Source organism: Eubacterium sp. AF22-8LB, from assembly GCF_003458715.1.
GTDB lineage: Bacteria > Bacillota_I > Bacilli_A > Erysipelotrichales > Erysipelotrichaceae > Holdemanella.
Genome location: NZ_QRVI01000006.1, coordinates 93685 through 110842, shown reverse-complemented (window position 1 = coordinate 110842; position 17158 = coordinate 93685). Strand labels below are relative to the sequence as shown.

Here is a 17158-nt window from a genome sequence, read left to right as displayed (position 1 = left end):
GGCTTTCGATGCAGATAATTGTAATATCCTGATTTTGACAAATGTAGCTTACTTAGCACTCCAGTCACTGAAAAGTCTTTGTCGACTTTAGACTCTTCAGAAACAAGACAGTACAGAACTTGTGTTATTCTCCCAGAATGCTGATGGCTTTTTTTAGAATTTCAAGAGCATCTTGCGTATCCTTTAATTCACGCTTTAAACGCCTGTTTTCAAGCTCGGTCTCTGTTAGATTCCCTGAACCCTTAAATGTTGCCTGGTTGTTATTGGCTTTAGCTTCTTGCTTCCATCTATATAAAGTGCTATCTCCAACACCTAAATTTCTCGCACATTCTTTACGACTTAGTTCCGGATGTGTTAAGCAATAATTGACTGCATTTTGTTTAAATTCTTGATCAAACTGTTTCTTTTTATTTGCCATTTTCTTTTGCCTTCCTTTGTCTGTAGATCATCCTCTTTCTATTGTACCACTGGTGTAAATTTTCTCTTTTTGACTAGTCCTATTTATATGCTAACATCACGTTATCATTTGATAATTTTAAGGAAATTGAGCAAAAAAAAGAGTAGAAGTTGTATCACACCATACACTCTCTACTCTTATTTTGTTTTATTTTCCTTTGGTGGTAAGGTTACAATCACAATTGCAGTCTTTCCAACTACATTTTGACTACATAACACTGTTTCTTATAAAACGATATTCCATAGCCAATTGCATTTTCATATTTTTTAAATCTATGTTCTTCAAGATATTTTTTTTCAACAATTTGTCTTGCGCCTTCTTTGGCATCATCAATCAAATCATCTTCACTTATTGAATATTTACACTCAATAAGCACCACTGTTCCAAGTATGTTTTCTGGTAAAACGCATACATCAAATCTACCATTTCCGGATTCTCTATTGGATACCACCTCATAATCATTCAACAATCCAACTAGAAATCCATGATAAAAGGATTCTTGATTATCAAAATAACTAATACTTCTTAATAGTATATCATTCAACAATAGATTTACTTTTTTTGCATCTCCGTCCACAAGTTCTTGATAAAGCTCATTTTTCTTGCTTGTTGTATAATCTTCAAAATATGACATGAAGGATTGTTTATAGATTTCATAAACTTCCTTATTCGGGATAATCAATTCGTATTGGTTTTCTCCCCTATCTTTAATGACCTTTAAATATCCAGTTAGTAATAGAAAGCTATAAATATTATTGATATTATCCATTTCACGATACGTAAGTTCAGGCTTGATATATTTAATAAGGGATTGACCATTCATTAATAAATCAAACTCCTTGCGTAATTTTTTATCCCCATTTTGAATATACTTAACAACAATATCATTTCCACTAGTATTTGCCCAAAAAGAAATTGGTTTAAAAGACACATCTTGCGTTATATTTTTAACATACATAAGTGTACTCCATGGATTATAGATTTCTTTATTGCCAAATTGATATCCATCATACCATTCTTTTACTTCATCCATCTTTTCTGATAGATTATAATCTTTTAACAACTGTTTAACTTCCAATTCAGTAAATCCAAAAAATTCACTACTAATATTATTTAAAACGGAATAAGCAGTAAAATTATTCAACCCTGTAAAAATACTTTCCTTAGAAATACGAAGGCATCCAGTCATAACACCTTTTTCTAAAGCATCATTCGTTTTGAGTGCTGAAGAAAAAACACTTCTTAAAAACTCAACCATTTCTTCATAATAATTATTTTGATAGGCAGCCTGTAAAGGAACATCATACTCATCGATTAGAACAATAACTTTTTGTTGATAATATGTATATAGCGCATTCGTTATGACTCTCAATGAAATTTTTAAATCTTCAATACTAGATGAACGATTATGCAATTTATTTAAAATATCTTTAGTTGTATCCGACAATTGATCAGAAGATAATATTTCTAAGTTTTTCTCTAACAATTCATAAATCACATTTGAAAAAGATGAAATTTGCGCATCAAAAGTTAAATTTTTCATTTCCTTTAAAGAAATAAAAATCGTTGGATATTTATTTTGAACCTTTAAAGCATCCTTATTCTTCGAAATATTTAAGTCATCAAATAAATAAGCGTTCTCCTTTTCTTTGATTGAAAAGAAATAATAAAGCATCGACATATTCAGTGTTTTACCAAATCTTCGAGGTCTTGTATATAAAACGACTTGTTCATTTAATACATCTTCAATGAAATTTGTCTTATCTACATAATATGCACTTTTATCAATCATCATCTTAAAATTTTCAATTCCTGTCGGTAACAATTTCATTCTATCAATTCCTTTCACAGTTATTATACTTTATATTATTAACTTTTTCTTCAATTCCTCATAAGATTTTAAAATTCATGTAACTAAAAAAAACAACTTCCTTTATCAGGGTATCCAAATTTTCTAGGGGTCTATGAAATGCAATTATTTCATTCCTGATTCATTATCTTTTTTTATGTCTGATATAACCGTTTATAATTATTTCGTTATGTTCATTGTTTTCAACCAGGAGGTATTCCGATTTGTATTTCTGTTTGCTTTAAAAATGGGCAATCCATATTTCAGGACTCCCCATACATCGTACTAATTATGCGAATTTTTATTGCTTGCACTAAAATCATTAACTCCAATGGCTTACTATTTTTCTCTATTCTCATCTTTTCTTATACAATACAAGTTCCGGATTTTTACCGTCTTCTTCATAAGTGCAAATAAGAATAAAATCCATATCTGCAACAACGCCGAAACATCTATCGCCGCCGTATTCACATTCAAGCTGATTGCCTAGATATGTCTTTGCCTCATTCAAAAACTTAACCGCTTGCCCATTCGGAAGCTGGTACTCAAGATTCACGTACTTTCCCACAAGGGCATTCAATTTTTCCACCTTTGGCATTCCGTCAACATTCAATTCGTTAATTTCATTGATTAACTTTTTCTTGAATTCCTCAAATTGACCATTATCACTAAGCTCATCATATTTCTTCCAGTAATCTAAAGTAGGAAGCAGCTCTTTCATATAAGAACGGGCTTGTTCCTCCGTGAAATTCTCACTTACCATATTCTTAACACAAACTTCAATCAAATCGTCCATATCATTGTAAGTATACGTTCCGTCGGCATAACACCACTTACAATAGTCCTCGTTGAAAGAACCATCGTGATTGTGTCCGATAATATCATCATCTTCAAGCGGCATGCCGCAGCATTGACAAACAAGCTTTCTCGGTGAGCCTAAAAGTGTATTTATAGAAACATCGAATACTTTTGACAGCAATTTCAATGTTTCCGTATTCGGAACTGTTTCTCCGTTTTCCCAACGTGAAACTGCCTGACGACTTACAAAAACCTTTTCTGCAAGCTCATCCTGCGACATTCGCTTTTGAGTACGAAGTTCAAGTATAACCTGTTTTGTATCCATTATGAAGTACCTCCCTTACACCTTTATTATAGTCTCACGCATTATCTAAAACTAGCAACTCGCAGTTGCTATACTTATGACTCGCCTTTTTTATTCCCGGCTATACAAATTTCACAATGATAGTTTTGATCATTTGTATCCGCAGGCGGATAACCTTCAAGCTCCACTGTTGTTCATAACCAAACTTCAACCTCCTTGTGCTTAGAGTATATGAAGTTTTGGCTTTATCTTGTAGTTTGCGTGATCAATACTTATATAAGCATTAATCTGTAAATCAATAATTTCCATTAATAAAACCTCCCTACTTTACTAAATATTCAATCTTATTATATAGATGCATGTAAATTTATTTGTATGTTTATATGTCAAAAATAGTAATCAAAAAGGACAAAAATTTTTGTCCTTTGTATAACATATCTTTAAATTCATTATCTTAATTATAATATACAGTAATTATTGGTCTTAAAGTAGATGGTTCTCCTTTTTCAGCATCATAATAAACTGTACTTTGAATTTTTGATCCAGCGGCTAAATTTGAAACATAATCATCTCCTTGATATAAAATAACACCTGAACCATCAAGAAAATCTAACTGGATTGAAAGCGAATCAATTGTATATTCAGTTGTGTTTTCAATGATTGTTGAATAATATGTTGTGTATTCATCACTTTGACTTTCATCTTTTGTATATTGGATTGATTCTTGTAAATTATCTACAAATTCTTGAATAGCAACTTCCTTTTTGGCAACAGAATATTGAGAAAGAAAATCATCTAAATCGCTCTTATATTTTGAATTTACAGTCAATCCATAATCTTTTTCGAATTCGTGAATAGCTAAAGCTCTGTAGTTATATCCTAATTCCCACGTTTTTTCTTGGTTTGTATAATCATCAGTTCCAGCATATTGAATTCCTTCTTCTTGTAATTTAAGTCCTTTATAATATGTATCAGCAACTTTTTTCAAATCTTTATCTTTAAATTTGTATTTGCTTTCTTTCCCAACAGCATCTGTTTCAGCTTTTAGAAATTTTGTATATGCTTTTTGTAATTCCGCACTTGAATAACTATCTGTATCCTCATTATCTGCCAATTCCCATCGTGCTTCCAATCCTTTTGATACATTTAAAATAAAATCTTTATCAGATGGTGGTCCCTCTTTTTTTGGCTCTGATGAGCATCCTGCTAGCAAGGAGACTGCAAGTGTTGCAGCCATAAATTTGTGTAATAATTTCATATTTGTAACCTCTTTCCTAAGTTGGTTTCATTATATCATTGATTCAATTTTTTTAATAGATATAACTTTAATACTGATTAATATGCTAGTATAGTATTGTAAATTACTTAAAAATAGGAGAATTTTGATATGTATAAGATTTTTAATGTAGGTTTAATTATTTTGCTAGGTATAACTATGTGTGCTTGTACAGATACAAAAAGCAATCGTGTTGATGAAGCACTGGCAAAGAAACAAAAAGAAGAAGAAAAACAAAAAAAGAGAATAAAAAAAGATAAAACAAAACCGGTAATTACTTGCTCGGATGAAAACCCAACATTTGAAGTTAACAAAACTATTGACTTCGACCGTTTATTACTTTCCTTAAAAGCCGTGGATAATGTAGATGGTGATATATCAAAGAAAATCAAACAGATTAAATCTGATATTGTACAGCACCAAGAAGGCGATTACCATATTGAATATAGTGTAAAGGACAGTGCAGGAAATAAAGGTACATATTCCTTACCAGTTAAAATTATTAGTAAATATGATCCAATGGAAAAAAATAGATTAAATAACGTTTCTAAGGCATTTTTTACGGTATCTGCAAGCAAAAATTTAACTGATTTATATTTTCCAAATATAATTTCTACAGAAAATGGAAATATGGTATTAGTTGAATATGGTGGAGATGATAATCGTGGAGAGTACCAATATGGACGAATTGTTTATTATTCTGAAGATGGTCATTTAGAAGAATTATCTGAATATGTAAGTTATCCAAATGATTTTCAAGGCCAAAAATATGAGTATGATGAAGAAAATGTAAAAGATTTTATAAAATATTATCATCTGGATTGATGTTTTAGAACTGATAAAACCACTTCAACAATAATGAAACAATACTAAAAACATGCATTTATATATGACATCTAAGACTAAAAAACAAATTTCTATAACATTTATAGCTCGCCTAAGGTATCTGCTACTTAAATCAAAAAAACTCAGCGTTTAAGCCAAGCAAAATTGTTGATGAAGTTATCCAAAAGGTGCATTTAAGGTGCACCAATCCTCTTAATTTTATTTATTACCCTTTATATAAAGCACTTTACTATAAAAGGAATATATTCCCATGATAACCAATCGCATTTAGAACTATTTATAGCGAATATAGCAACTTTATTAATGTCTATTTAGGCATAATGACAACTTTAATAATACTAACTGCCAATTAAGCCGCCTTTTTATCGATATCGCAACTTTTTTAATGGCATTAGTGTCTATATGATAACCTTTTTTAATGACAACCGTCTATTTTTCGGCGTCTTTTTTTGGAAATAGCAACTTTTATAATACCAATATGTTATATTTTACTGCGTTTAACCTCAATAACACACAATTACTATATTCAAAACACATGTATAGCGTATTTTTCACTTATATTTTGAAAGACACATTAAAAAAGGTGTCATTTAAAATCAAACGTTGAAAGTTCAATGATATCAGTAACCCATCAACATTAAAAAGGGTGTCATATTATCTGTGTTGTATTAAATTAGTTGCTATATTATTTTTCTCAAAATTTAATAACAAAAATGAGCAACTCACTTTTCAGAGAGTTGCTCTTTGTTTAATTCAATACAAAATGCTTCACTTTACTAGTGTAACCATCTTTTTCTTCTTAATTTTTTGGCGTAAGTTGGGCGTAAGTTTGGCGTAAATGCGTAAATTTACAACCAAAAATTACTAATTTTTTTATCCTAGTAAAGCTTAGCTCCTGCAGGAATATTGTCATCAACCATCAATAAGTTCAAGCATTCATGACCATCTTCTTCATGAACAGCTGAAATCAACATACCTTCAGAATTAATACCCATCATCTTTCTTGGTGGTAAGTTTACACCATCGTGAATGTTTCAAATTTATAAATCATCTTCGAAATCATAAAAATTATTGTTGCGCTGTCATTTATAAATACTTTGATGAAGCAAATAAAAAAAAGAACCCGTCATTAAACAATAAAAGCCGAATAAAAAAAGGAATACAGTTGATTCCTTTTTTCTTACTTTTAAATTATAGCAAAAATAAATATTTTTTATAAGACTAGAAATGGATTAAAAAATTTTTTAGTATGAAGATGTGGTGATAAATTTTTTAAAGAAAGGGATGAGAATATGTGGTATACAGTTATCAAAACTTAACAAAAATTTTAATTAATCATGGAGCTAACTATATGAAAACAAACAAATTATTTAGATTATTCATGGCAATATGTATTTCATTTTCCTTAATAGGAGCAACATCCATTTAGGCACAGGAAAATAATATTAAAATTAGTGAAGATGGGTTTGCTATAGTTTATGCTGATTTGAATAATGAGTTAGAAGTAAAAATGGAAGCTCAAAAAGCGTTCGATGCAGGTGCGACAGTTGTAAAAGTTGAAAATAATGCAGTTAAACCTAGATCATCAGGATGGAACAGCAACTCAGCTACTTATTATTTTGGAGATGTTTTACATGGTTCCAAAGGAACGATTCGTTGTTATGTTGTTGCTGGCACTGGAGTAGATCATGTAACAAATTGTAGTTTTTCAGTAGAAGTGTGGGGAACTGGTTTTAGTTTGTTAGAAAGATATATTGTCAATAATAATACGATGAATGTTGCAGGTAAATGGAAATGTCTTCAATCAGGTTTTGTTAATGTAGTTACTCCTCAATATTCTGTATCGTTATTTTGATAGTAATTAAAAAAAGATAGCAAGACAAATATGACTTTAAAAAAGAATATTTTAAATGTTTTTCTTGTGATAATGATTGAAGAAATAAATATAAATCAACTAGAAAAGTTAATAGAAAATAAAGAAGATTTTATATTACAAATTTCTTTAGAACAATGCCCTTATTGTCTTGAATTACGTTCAATTGAAGAAGATTTAGTTACAGAGAATAGTATTACGATATACGAATATACAGTAAAAACAAAAAATGATAATGACATTGACTATATAACATCTATATTACCATCTTTACAATATTACCCTAGTATTTATAAATTTACTGATGGAAAATTTACTAATGAGTTAGATTTATCTGAATGGAATGATTTGGAAGAAAGGCTTATAAATTGGTTAGATAAAAACAAAATCAATTAAAGGAAATAGTATGGAAAAATTATGCAGTATTAAAGGATCTAAACTCTATTTTAATGGAGAAGAATTATTAAAAATTGAGTCTATTGAAAAAATTGAAGTGAAAACATTGCCTGTTCGACAAGCTATAAAATCACAATTATTAAATTCAATGGCTACATTTATGTCAGGAAGTTTAATTAACGGAAATGAGCAATGTATCGTTGGATTAAATATCATTCAAAAAGATAAAAAAGAAATATGGATTCCATTTCATGAAGGAAGTGTGACTCGTTTTAATCTTGATTATCATCAGTATGTAAAAAATGCTAGAGAATTAAAAGATAAAATTTTGAAATATATTATCAAAACACAAGAATAAACTAAAAGTGAATAATATTCTTACATAAAATCTATATTTCGTGATATACTCTGATTGCGATAAGACTACGTAATGTAGTAACAGAAAAGAGGAAGCTACCAACTTCCTCTTTTTTTCGGGTCTTTTTCGGGTCCTAAATTCTATTTTCGGGTCTTTAATCGGGTCTTTTCTAGATGTATCTGTATCAATCTTCAACAGTATACATCCATTTAATATCCTTTATGTAAAGCTTTTATTGACATTCAACCTATTTATAACAATTTTTAATTTGAATTATTATTCTTCATGTGAGGGAATAATAATACTTCACGAATTGTTCTTTGATCTGTTAATAACATTACGAAACGATCAATTCCAAGTCCTACACCACCAGTTGGAGGAAGACCATATTCCAATGCTTCTACATAATCTGTATCGACTTCGTTAGCTTCATCATCACCTAATTCACGAAGTTCTAATTGTTTTTCAAAACGTTCTCTTTGATCAATTGGATCATTTAATTCAGAGAATGCATTCGCATATTCGTGTCCACAAATGAATAATTCGTAACGATCCGCAAATCTAGGATCCTTCGTATTCTTCTTAGCTAATGGAGAAATTGATGTTGGGTGACCATATACAAATGTTGGTTGTACAATTGTTTCTTCAACATATTTTTCGAAGAATAAGTTGATGATGTGTCCAACTGTATTATGGATCTTTTCAACTTCAATATCATGTTCCTCAGCCAATTTAACAGCTTCTTCATAACTCATATCTTGCCAGAAATCTACACCACAAGCTTCTTTAATCGCATCAACCATGTGAATACGTTTGAAAGGAGCCTTTAATGATAATTCTGTTCCTTGATAAGTAATATCTGTCGTACCCAATACTTCATTAGCTACTGAATCAAATAAACCTTCAATCAAGTCCATCATTCCGTGTAAATCACTATAAGCAACATACGCTTCAACTGTAGTAAATTCTGGGTTATGCATCGCATCCATTCCTTCATTACGGAATAGACGTCCAATTTCATAAACACCTTCTAAACCACCAACAATCAAACGTTTTAATGGTAATTCAGTCGCAATACGCAAGTAGAAGTCCATATTTAATGCATTGTGGTGAGTCACGAATGGTCTAGCACTTGCACCACCTAAGATTGGCTGCATTACTGGAGTTTCAACTTCAACTAAACCTTGACCATCCAAATAGTGTTGGATTGCACGAATAATTTTTGGTCTTGTTAGTGCAATACGCTTAGCTTCTGGATTCATGATCAAGTCTACATAACGACGACGGAAACGCTCTTCAACATCTGTTAATCCATGGAATTTTTCTGGTAAAGGACGAAGTGATTTTGAAAGGTGTGTATAGTTTTTAGCACGAACAGATAATTGCCCATGATCTGTCTTCATAACAGTACCTTCAATACCTACGATATCTCCAATGTCATTTTTCTTAAAGATTTCATATTGATCATCACCAATTTCATCTTTACGAACATAGATCTGAATTTGTCCTTCGCGATCTTGAATATTCATGAAACCAGCCTTACCCTGACGACGTTTAGTCATGATACGACCTGCAATTTTAACTGTTACTTGTAATTCATCTAATTCTTCTTTTGTCTTGTCTTCATAAGATGATTTGATAATACCCGAATTTGAAGTACGATCATAACGAGATCCAAATGGATCAATACCCATGTCAATTAGATCTTGCATCTTCTGACGACGAACTTGTTCTTGTTGCGTTAACTTTTCCATTGTTTTCTCCTTTTTCTTTTATCCATAAAAAAAGGCACTTGCCACAAAGGGACGAAGTGCTCGTGTTACCACCCTAATTTACCAGACAAATCACTTTGTCTAGCCTTAGTCACTGTCTATAAACAGCGCTTCCTTTAATGCAGGAAATACAAATAGCTCCAAGTCTTTATTCCCAATTAGTCCTACGCTTTTTTTCACCAGCCAAAAGCTCTCTAAAGTATTTCTAAAAGGTACTCGCCCTCTTCATTGCCTTTTTATACGCTTTTATCCTACTAGACAATACACAATTTGTCAATTTAAGATTTATCCATATATCGAATATTTAATTCTTTAATATTGTTTTTAAATAAAACATCTATCTTGGCATAATATGTTTCTACATCCGGCTCAAAATTATGTTGAATCCAATACTTTAAAAAGTACAATAAATCATTCGCATAATAATCCACTAAAAAATCCACTGTAAACCTTGAATCCATCCCACTCACATCTAAATAAGAAAATACATTTCTAAATATTTCTTTAAACACATTACTCATTAAATCTTCAAAACCATTCTGCCCCGTAATTCTATAACAAGACTTAAAGAAATCACGATTATCACTTACAGTCTGAAAGATATGCTTTATAATTTGAGGATTTGATTCATGCTCAATCCCTTTATAAAACATACGATGAATCAAGTATTCTAAAGCCTCATACTTATCCATAAAGTGATTATAAAATGTTCCACGAATAACGCCCGTTTTATCACAAATCTGTTTGATTGTAATTTTTTCAAAAGGCTTTTTTTGCATCAAAATATATAATCCTTCGCTCAGAAGATCTTTCATTGTCACTTTTTCATTAAATGTCATGAAATCACCTCTACAATCGAATTAACTTAAAAATTAATGATAAGCTCATAAATAAGCATACCACCCCACAAAGAAGATAATAAGCTTTTTGATATTCGGCCCCATTATAATATCCAATATAAAAATGAATCATATAGCCAGCAAGTACAATTAAAAATAAGACTAAAGACTCCATCAAATAAGGAAGATTCATATAATAACAGCCAACTCCAACAAAGAAACAGTCTAGTCCTCCAATAAGAGCCAATTTAATAATTTGTTTTGTATCAAACTCTTGTAGTCTTTCCACAAACTTTCCACGCTTAAAGCTATAAATGACCATTCCATTTCCAAGAATCAAAAAGACAAATATCGCAACATATTTATTCAATGTTGCCAACGGACGTCCAAAAATATATGTGGACATCCCGTGTCCTAATAAAAACATACCTGAACTGCAAAGCGCAAAAATCAATCCATAAACCAATGCTTTTGAAAAGCGAATATTACGAATTGTAGCCCCCTGTTCTAGTGCACATACAAATACATCTAAACTCAGACAAATACACAAAATTCCAAATATCAACATATACAATCCACCTTCACTAACCTTATTGTATACGAACTTGGATTATTTTAAAAATCACGATGAACATATTTCAATAAATGTATTTATGCACTACAATGAAGCTATGAAAAACATCATTGACTACATCAAAGAATACGGGAATTTAACCGTTGAAGAATATCCATTTAATAATGTGGACTCTTTAATTCTCTCACAAATTTCCTATATTAAATTTGAAAACTCAAGCATTGATATTGAATCCGAAGTCCATTTATTAAGTGAATTTGAAAATGAGATTGATACTTTATGCATTGATACCCGAGTACCTGAATTAAATGAAGAACTCTTTATTCAATTCATACACTCCCTTCGCTATGAAGCCATTACCATTTCTCATCTACAAACTAATTTTGACAAAGATAATGAAAAACAATTCTGTGCTATGACTTTTCATTTACCCAACCAAACAGACTACATTGCCTTTAGAGGAACCGATGCTAGTTTTGTAGGATGGAAGGAAGACTTCAATCTATGTTTTCAAGAAAACATTCCAAGTCAAATTTCTGCCTTAAACTATGTGAATAACTATCAGACAAAACACAATCTGATCTTAGGAGGACACTCAAAAGGAGCAAATCTTGCCCTTTATGCAAGTATCCATACACACAATCCAATTTCTTGTATATACAACCATGATGGGCCTGGATTTCTTACACCTTATCAAACCGATATTAAAGTGTATAAGACTATTCCTCAATCCAGTGTTATTGGATTATTACTTGAAGAAACAAATAATTATCAAATCATTCAAAGTAATGCCATCTCTATTCTTCAACACGATCCATTTACTTGGTGTGTTGAAAACGGAGACTTTATCTATCTAGAACAAAATGATCAACTCTCCAAGCATACACAATCCACACTATCAAAATGGCTTAAATCCATTGATGTCAATACACGCAAACAAGTTATTGATACCATTTACTCTATCTTTTCAGATTATGAAAATCCAAAAGATTTAAGAAAGAATATCGATATAGTTGAAATGATCAAATCCATTCAGAACATGGATAGTCAAACGAAGAAAATGATTAGTGAAACGATTCAAGTCTTATTCAAATGCATCCAAAACGAAATCAAGCGAGGAAACTAAACTCCTCGCTTAAATAATATATAACTATAGATACACGGAATAATAGTCGCTACAAGAATCACAACAATTCCCATTGTCATATAACCAAGTAATCCAAGTACTATATATAAGATTCCAGCTATCACCATACAATAGCCACCCACACGATTTGACAACACCCAGTTTTCATCACTATTTAATGCCCACGAAGTTTTAATGCCAATCGCATAATTCCGTTTTACTTTCGGCAAATAATTTCCTAATACAATCAGTAATACACCTACTAGAATATTCATCACAAAGCCGACATCAAACGAATAGCCCAAACCAAAATAAATAATTGTCATACTTGCCACAATACATACAACTGGACAAATCATAAATAAAATATTCATCATGAAGTCTGGAATATTATTTCGCTTTGGATCTTTTACCGTCACAAAACAAGTAAACACATGAATTGCCAAGCACAAAAACAACATACCAAATAAACCCATAAACTTAGGCATTGTACCATTGACTTGTCCATTTACATCAAAGTGTGTTGGTACAACATCTGGAAGTTGATTATAGAAAACTAGATTCAACACCAAAGGAATCACAAACAAAGCTAAACTAAATTGAAACCATTTATTTTTCAACATCTTCATTCCCTCCTAAAAAAGACTTAAAATAACACAACATCTCCTCAAATACCGATGCGTTAATTTGATAGAAGATAAAATTTTTATCCTTCTCTTCACTAATCAAACCCGCATCCTTTAATAAGGATAAGTGATAAGAAACAGTTGCCTGAGACATATCAAAATGACTCGCAATATCTCCAGCTGACATCTTGCCTTTCTTTAATAAGTTCAATATGTCTCTTCGTACTGGCGCACCTAGCGCTTTAAACGTTTTTTCAAACAAAATACCACCACCTATTTAGAAATATTTCTAAATAGATTATATACCTTTTAAATATTATTTCAACTCTATTTAGAATTTTTTTCTAAATAGATAATAAAAAATCAGGAAGACTACTCTCCCTGATACGTTGTATATTTCTGATATTCCTTTGTCGTTTCTTCATCAAAACAATACAAACTGATTTTCATTGTATAATCACTATTCGCATCCAACCAATCCGCTATCGTTTTTAATACAAGTGGCACTGCCTTTTCTACAGGATAGCCATAAACTCCACATGAAATAGCTGGAAATGCGATCGTATGAATATCATACTTACGAGCTAAACTCAAACTATTCCAATAACAATCTCTTAACATATGCTCATCTTCATGTTTACCCGAATAAATCGGACCCACAGTATGAATCACATACTTTACCTTTAAATCATACCCTTTAGTAATCTTGGCCTGACCTGTTTGACACCCATTTAATAATTTACATTCTTCTAATAACTTAGGTCCTGCTGCTCTATGAATAGCACCATCTACTCCACCGCCACCTAAAAGCGATTCATTGGCTGCATTAACAATACAATCTCCATCAAAAGTAGTGATATCTCCTTTTACCACTTTAATTTCACTCTCTAGATTCTTATTATCCAAAATCATTTCAATCAAAACTTTCGGTAAAAAATACGAATCCTTCCAAGGATTTAATACAACTCCACTTACACCTTGTGTATCATGCACCATATTTAATACATCCATCACACTTTGATTTAATGTTTCAGTAGTCTGACCCAAATCCACTTGAGCTTGTGTTGTGAATGCGACAAATACATCTTGACCATCATCTAAAGATAATCTTCGATAAACTTTTTCTCCATTCGCATCACCGACAGGAATAATAAATTGTTTTTTTTCTTTTGCCAATTTACGAATATGCGAAAGAACCTCCATATTCTTTTCTCGAGTTCCTTCTTTATATAATTCTTGAATCAATGTTTCTAATCTTTCCATACCTATTTCCTTACTACAAATGTCAAACTAAACGGAAAAGCACCAATCACATCTTGATAGATCGAGTCATCAATAAAGAATCCCTCTTTCATTGCGCTTTCCTTTAATAATGAATCGATCGCAATAAATTCTTCTTCACTGATCTTAAAATCATTAAAACAATATCCATCATTAAAACGCTGATAGTTAAATACTTCATCCATTAAATCCCAAGTACTGACTTCACTACCATCTTCTAAAGTATCCATATAATTTAATAATTCATTTACAATTTCTTGTTGTTTTTCTTGTACCATAAAAATCACCTGCCTTTATTCTAACACAAAATGAAAAAGAGGCATTGCCTCTTAATCAATTTCTAAATATTCTTTTACTCTTTGGATCTGATTTAAGCCATCCAAATATCCCATGTAGTAAAGATCGGCGAGTTTATCCACATCTCCCTCTACACGCGATACATTCACAGGCTTACTTGGAGCAATGGTAAAGATTCTACCTTCATTTTCAAGTCTTGCTAATTCATCACACTGCTTGTTGTAGTCATAATTCATAGACTCCAACTTCTGTTCTAAAGCTGGAAAACCTGCATATAATCTTTTCGTCATTTTTTGAACCAAAGGATTTGTTTCACTCTTTCGATACTCTCTTTGACGTGTACGAACCACAATAATCTTTTCGTAATCATGATCCAATGCCCATTGATACGCTATCTTATCGCTGCATCCACCATCTAAATATAAACCATCCCCAATTTCAACCATCTTTGAAACATAAGGCATGGTTGCACTGGCTTGAACAGCCTTAAAAATATCTTGCATTTTATTCTTACTAAAATATTCAGGTCTTCCCGTTTTACAATTCGTACATACTGCAATAAAATCCCGCGTTGGATTCATAAAACGAGGCGTATTTAATGGATCAAAATATTGAGTACCTTTCATCAAAAAATCAAAACCAATGATTCCCTTATTGTTTTTGAAAGCTTCTAAACCCACATATCGAGAATCATGACGATACCCTAAATTGATTCTTGCACTACGACCAATTTGACCTGCCACATAATTAAAGCCATTTAAAGCACCTGCACTTGTACCTACTGTACACTGCATATTGATTTCAAACTGCATCAAAGCATCCAGAACACCCGATGTATACAATCCTCGAAAGGCACCTCCTTCAAGGACAATACATCCAGGAACAATTTTATTTGAAGTATTTCCATTTGGAAGTTTGGATATTCCCGAAAAACGCTTATTATTTTTCTTCATAACATCCCTCCTTCTTAGCTGAAAATTTTATACTTATTTCTTCAATTTGTCTACTTCTTTTGTTCATTCCAAAGTTTATCTGCCATTGGCTTCCAATTTTTTGCATATGGAACTGTCTTTTCCAACAAGTGATCCACATCTTCTGGTGATTCATAGTCTGTATTGACCGCTTTACTTTGTTTCACTAATTCTTGAATTCGCCCAGCGTTTTCTAACATTGGACAAGGTCTTAACATATTTTCATTAAATGGTTGATTATCATGATAAGCCTGGAACAAAGGAGATCTAAGTGCATCGAGTAATGTCGTATCGTGGATATTACAGTTTGAATAATGAATGAATACACATGGTTCTACATCACCCTTGGCATTGATATGTAGATATCTTCTTCCTCCGGCAATACATCCACCAACATATTGTGCATCATTTTGGAAATCCATAGTAAAAATTGGTTTTTCACTTCTGAACTTACGAATTTGATGATATACATATGCTCTTTGTTCTGGTGTTGGAAGCAATTCTTTCGCAGCTCCATTTCCAACTGGCATATAGTGGAAGAACCAGCAGAATAAAGCACCTGAATCAATCATTAAATCAAAGAATTCATCACTTGCGATATCTTTATAATTTACACTTGTATAACAAGTACTAATTCCAAAAGGCAATTTGTGTTTCTTTAACAAATCCATAGCACGCTTTACATTGTTGAAGCAGCCCTCACCACGTCGAGAATCATTGGCTGTTTCAAAACCTTCCAAACTAATAGCTGGCACAAAGTTTTTCACACGCAACATATCCTGACAGAACTCTTCATCGATCAATGTACCATTTGTGAAAGATAAGAAAGCACAATCGGGGTGCATCTCACAAATCTTAATGACATCCTTTTTACGTGTTAAAGGTTCTCCACCCGTATAAATATACATGTAAGTACCTAATTCTTTTCCTTGACGGATGATCGAATCAATATCGTCTAAAGATAAATTTAATTGGTGTCCATATTCAGCTGCCCAACAACCCGTACAATGTAAATTACATGCAGATGTTGGATCTAATAATACGGCCCAAGGAATATTACAATTATATTTTTCAGACAATTCCTCTTGTTTTGTACTACCATTTAGTGTTGCATTAAAAATAAAGTTTTTAAATACAGCCTGACGAACGCCTGCATCCAAATCATACAACTTTAAAATGTAGTCATACCAAACACCTTTTTCATCAATTTGTTCACGAATCAATTTACGCTGTGAACCATACCAACCTTCTGGCATAACCTTATCTACTAAATTCATTAATTTAGGAATATTTGTTTCTGGATCCTTCTCCAAATACTTCAATGCCTGATTCATACCAAACTTTTGAACACTACTCTGTAAAGAACTAAAATTCATAACTCTTCCTCCCTTTTCATTTATAGTTTCATTCTAGTTCTTTAAAAATATATTTTTAATAGACAAATTTTCAAATATGTAAAATTTTATGAGCTATGGTCATTATTTTTATACCGTTTTGAGATATATATTATATATA

At 31.6% G+C, this 17158-nt stretch carries 18 protein-coding genes, 2 pseudogenes and 1 other annotated feature; of the genes and pseudogenes, 5 read left to right on the top strand and 15 right to left on the bottom strand.

Features of this window, described 5'->3' with window-relative positions:
• Positions 1–124 precede the first annotated feature (124 nt).
• From DWY01_RS03820 to DWY01_RS03805, 4 genes are all read right to left on the bottom strand, one after another.
• Positions 125–418 (bottom strand): transposase, encoded by a 294-nt coding sequence (locus DWY01_RS03820; protein ID WP_117993349.1) that lies wholly within the window; start codon positions 416–418, stop codon positions 125–127.
• 235 nt (positions 419–653) lie between these two features.
• Positions 654–2288, bottom strand: a complete 1635-nt coding sequence (locus DWY01_RS03815) for an AAA family ATPase (RefSeq protein ID WP_117993346.1) — start codon at positions 2286–2288, stop codon at positions 654–656.
• 373 nt (positions 2289–2661) lie between these two features.
• Complete coding sequence (locus DWY01_RS03810; protein WP_117993343.1) at positions 2662–3429, bottom strand: zinc ribbon domain-containing protein; 768 nt, start codon at positions 3427–3429, stop codon at positions 2662–2664.
• Positions 3430–3862: 433 nt separating this feature from the next.
• Positions 3863–4666: an FxLYD domain-containing protein gene (locus DWY01_RS03805; RefSeq protein WP_117993340.1), complete on the bottom strand. Its 804-nt coding sequence runs from the start codon at positions 4664–4666 to the stop codon at positions 3863–3865.
• A 129-nt stretch (positions 4667–4795) separates the two neighbouring features.
• On the opposite strand from DWY01_RS03805, the gene DWY01_RS03800 reads away from it, so the two are divergent.
• Positions 4796–5509: an immunoglobulin-like domain-containing protein gene (locus DWY01_RS03800; protein WP_117993338.1), complete on the top strand. Its 714-nt coding sequence runs from the start codon at positions 4796–4798 to the stop codon at positions 5507–5509.
• A gap of 899 nt (positions 5510–6408) precedes the next feature.
• Here DWY01_RS03800 and DWY01_RS03795 read toward each other — a convergent pair.
• Positions 6409–6546: pseudogene (locus DWY01_RS03795) on the bottom strand (hypothetical protein); the annotation flags it as partial.
• A 494-nt stretch (positions 6547–7040) separates the two neighbouring features.
• Between DWY01_RS03795 and DWY01_RS03790 the strand changes: the two are divergent.
• Genes DWY01_RS03790 through DWY01_RS03780 form a run of 3 tightly spaced genes read left to right on the top strand, consistent with a single transcriptional unit; the run spans position 7041 to position 8157 of the window.
• Positions 7041–7385 carry a hypothetical protein gene (locus tag DWY01_RS03790; protein ID WP_117993335.1) on the top strand — a complete coding sequence of 115 codons (345 nt, stop codon included), beginning with the start codon at positions 7041–7043 and terminating at the stop codon, positions 7383–7385.
• A 30-nt stretch (positions 7386–7415) separates the two neighbouring features.
• Positions 7416–7799, top strand: coding sequence for a hypothetical protein (locus DWY01_RS03785; protein ID WP_117993332.1), 384 nt, complete (start codon positions 7416–7418; stop codon positions 7797–7799).
• Between the two features lie 10 nt (positions 7800–7809).
• Positions 7810–8157 carry a hypothetical protein gene (locus DWY01_RS03780; RefSeq protein ID WP_117993329.1) on the top strand — a complete coding sequence of 116 codons (348 nt, stop codon included), beginning with the start codon at positions 7810–7812 and terminating at the stop codon, positions 8155–8157.
• 263 nt (positions 8158–8420) lie between these two features.
• Here DWY01_RS03780 and lysS read toward each other — a convergent pair whose 3' ends face one another.
• The 3 genes from lysS to DWY01_RS03765 all read right to left on the bottom strand — a co-directional run bounded on the left by lysS (position 8421) and on the right by DWY01_RS03765 (position 11336).
• Positions 8421–9911: a lysine--tRNA ligase gene (gene lysS, locus DWY01_RS03775; RefSeq protein ID WP_117993326.1), complete on the bottom strand. Its 1491-nt coding sequence runs from the start codon at positions 9909–9911 to the stop codon at positions 8421–8423.
• 44 nt (positions 9912–9955) lie between these two features.
• Positions 9956–10167, bottom strand: a binding site (T-box leader).
• A gap of 40 nt (positions 10168–10207) precedes the next feature.
• The gene (locus tag DWY01_RS03770; protein ID WP_117993323.1) at positions 10208–10768 is read right to left on the bottom strand and encodes a TetR/AcrR family transcriptional regulator C-terminal domain-containing protein; all 561 of its coding nucleotides are present in this window, start codon (positions 10766–10768) and stop codon (positions 10208–10210) included.
• Positions 10769–10778: 10 nt separating this feature from the next.
• Positions 10779–11336: a manganese efflux pump gene (locus DWY01_RS03765; RefSeq protein ID WP_117993321.1), complete on the bottom strand. Its 558-nt coding sequence runs from the start codon at positions 11334–11336 to the stop codon at positions 10779–10781.
• A 37-nt stretch (positions 11337–11373) separates the two neighbouring features.
• On the opposite strand from DWY01_RS03765, the gene DWY01_RS03760 reads away from it, so the two are divergent.
• On the top strand, positions 11374–12468 hold the full coding sequence (locus DWY01_RS03760) for an Mbeg1-like protein (protein WP_147332154.1): 1095 nt from the start codon (positions 11374–11376) through the stop codon (positions 12466–12468).
• Here DWY01_RS03760 and DWY01_RS03755 read toward each other — a convergent pair.
• The 7 genes and pseudogenes from DWY01_RS03755 to DWY01_RS03730 form a co-directional block, all read right to left on the bottom strand.
• On the bottom strand, positions 12465–13091 hold the full coding sequence (locus tag DWY01_RS03755; RefSeq protein ID WP_199519860.1) for an SdpI family protein: 627 nt from the start codon (positions 13089–13091) through the stop codon (positions 12465–12467). The two genes, DWY01_RS03760 and DWY01_RS03755, sit on opposite strands and share 4 nt — an antisense overlap.
• Positions 13078–13359, bottom strand: a complete 282-nt coding sequence (locus DWY01_RS03750; RefSeq protein WP_117993313.1) for an autorepressor SdpR family transcription factor — start codon at positions 13357–13359, stop codon at positions 13078–13080. Before DWY01_RS03750 ends, DWY01_RS03755 begins: the two co-directional genes overlap by 14 nt.
• Positions 13360–13466: 107 nt before the next feature.
• On the bottom strand, positions 13467–14006 hold the full coding sequence (locus DWY01_RS11780; RefSeq protein ID WP_243001958.1) for an O-acetyl-ADP-ribose deacetylase: 540 nt from the start codon (positions 14004–14006) through the stop codon (positions 13467–13469).
• A gap of 12 nt (positions 14007–14018) precedes the next feature.
• A pseudogene (locus tag DWY01_RS11775) lies at positions 14019–14357 on the bottom strand (SseB family protein); the annotation flags it as partial.
• A gap of 2 nt (positions 14358–14359) precedes the next feature.
• Positions 14360–14653 (bottom strand): hypothetical protein, encoded by a 294-nt coding sequence (locus DWY01_RS03740; protein ID WP_117993309.1) that lies wholly within the window; start codon positions 14651–14653, stop codon positions 14360–14362.
• Positions 14654–14704: 51 nt separating this feature from the next.
• A complete protein-coding gene (locus tag DWY01_RS03735) occupies positions 14705–15625 on the bottom strand; it encodes a patatin family protein (RefSeq protein WP_117993306.1) in 921 nt (306 codons plus the stop codon).
• A 50-nt stretch (positions 15626–15675) separates the two neighbouring features.
• Positions 15676–17019, bottom strand: a complete 1344-nt coding sequence (locus DWY01_RS03730) for a radical SAM protein (RefSeq protein ID WP_117993304.1) — start codon at positions 17017–17019, stop codon at positions 15676–15678.
• Between the last annotated feature and the right edge of the window lie 139 nt (positions 17020–17158).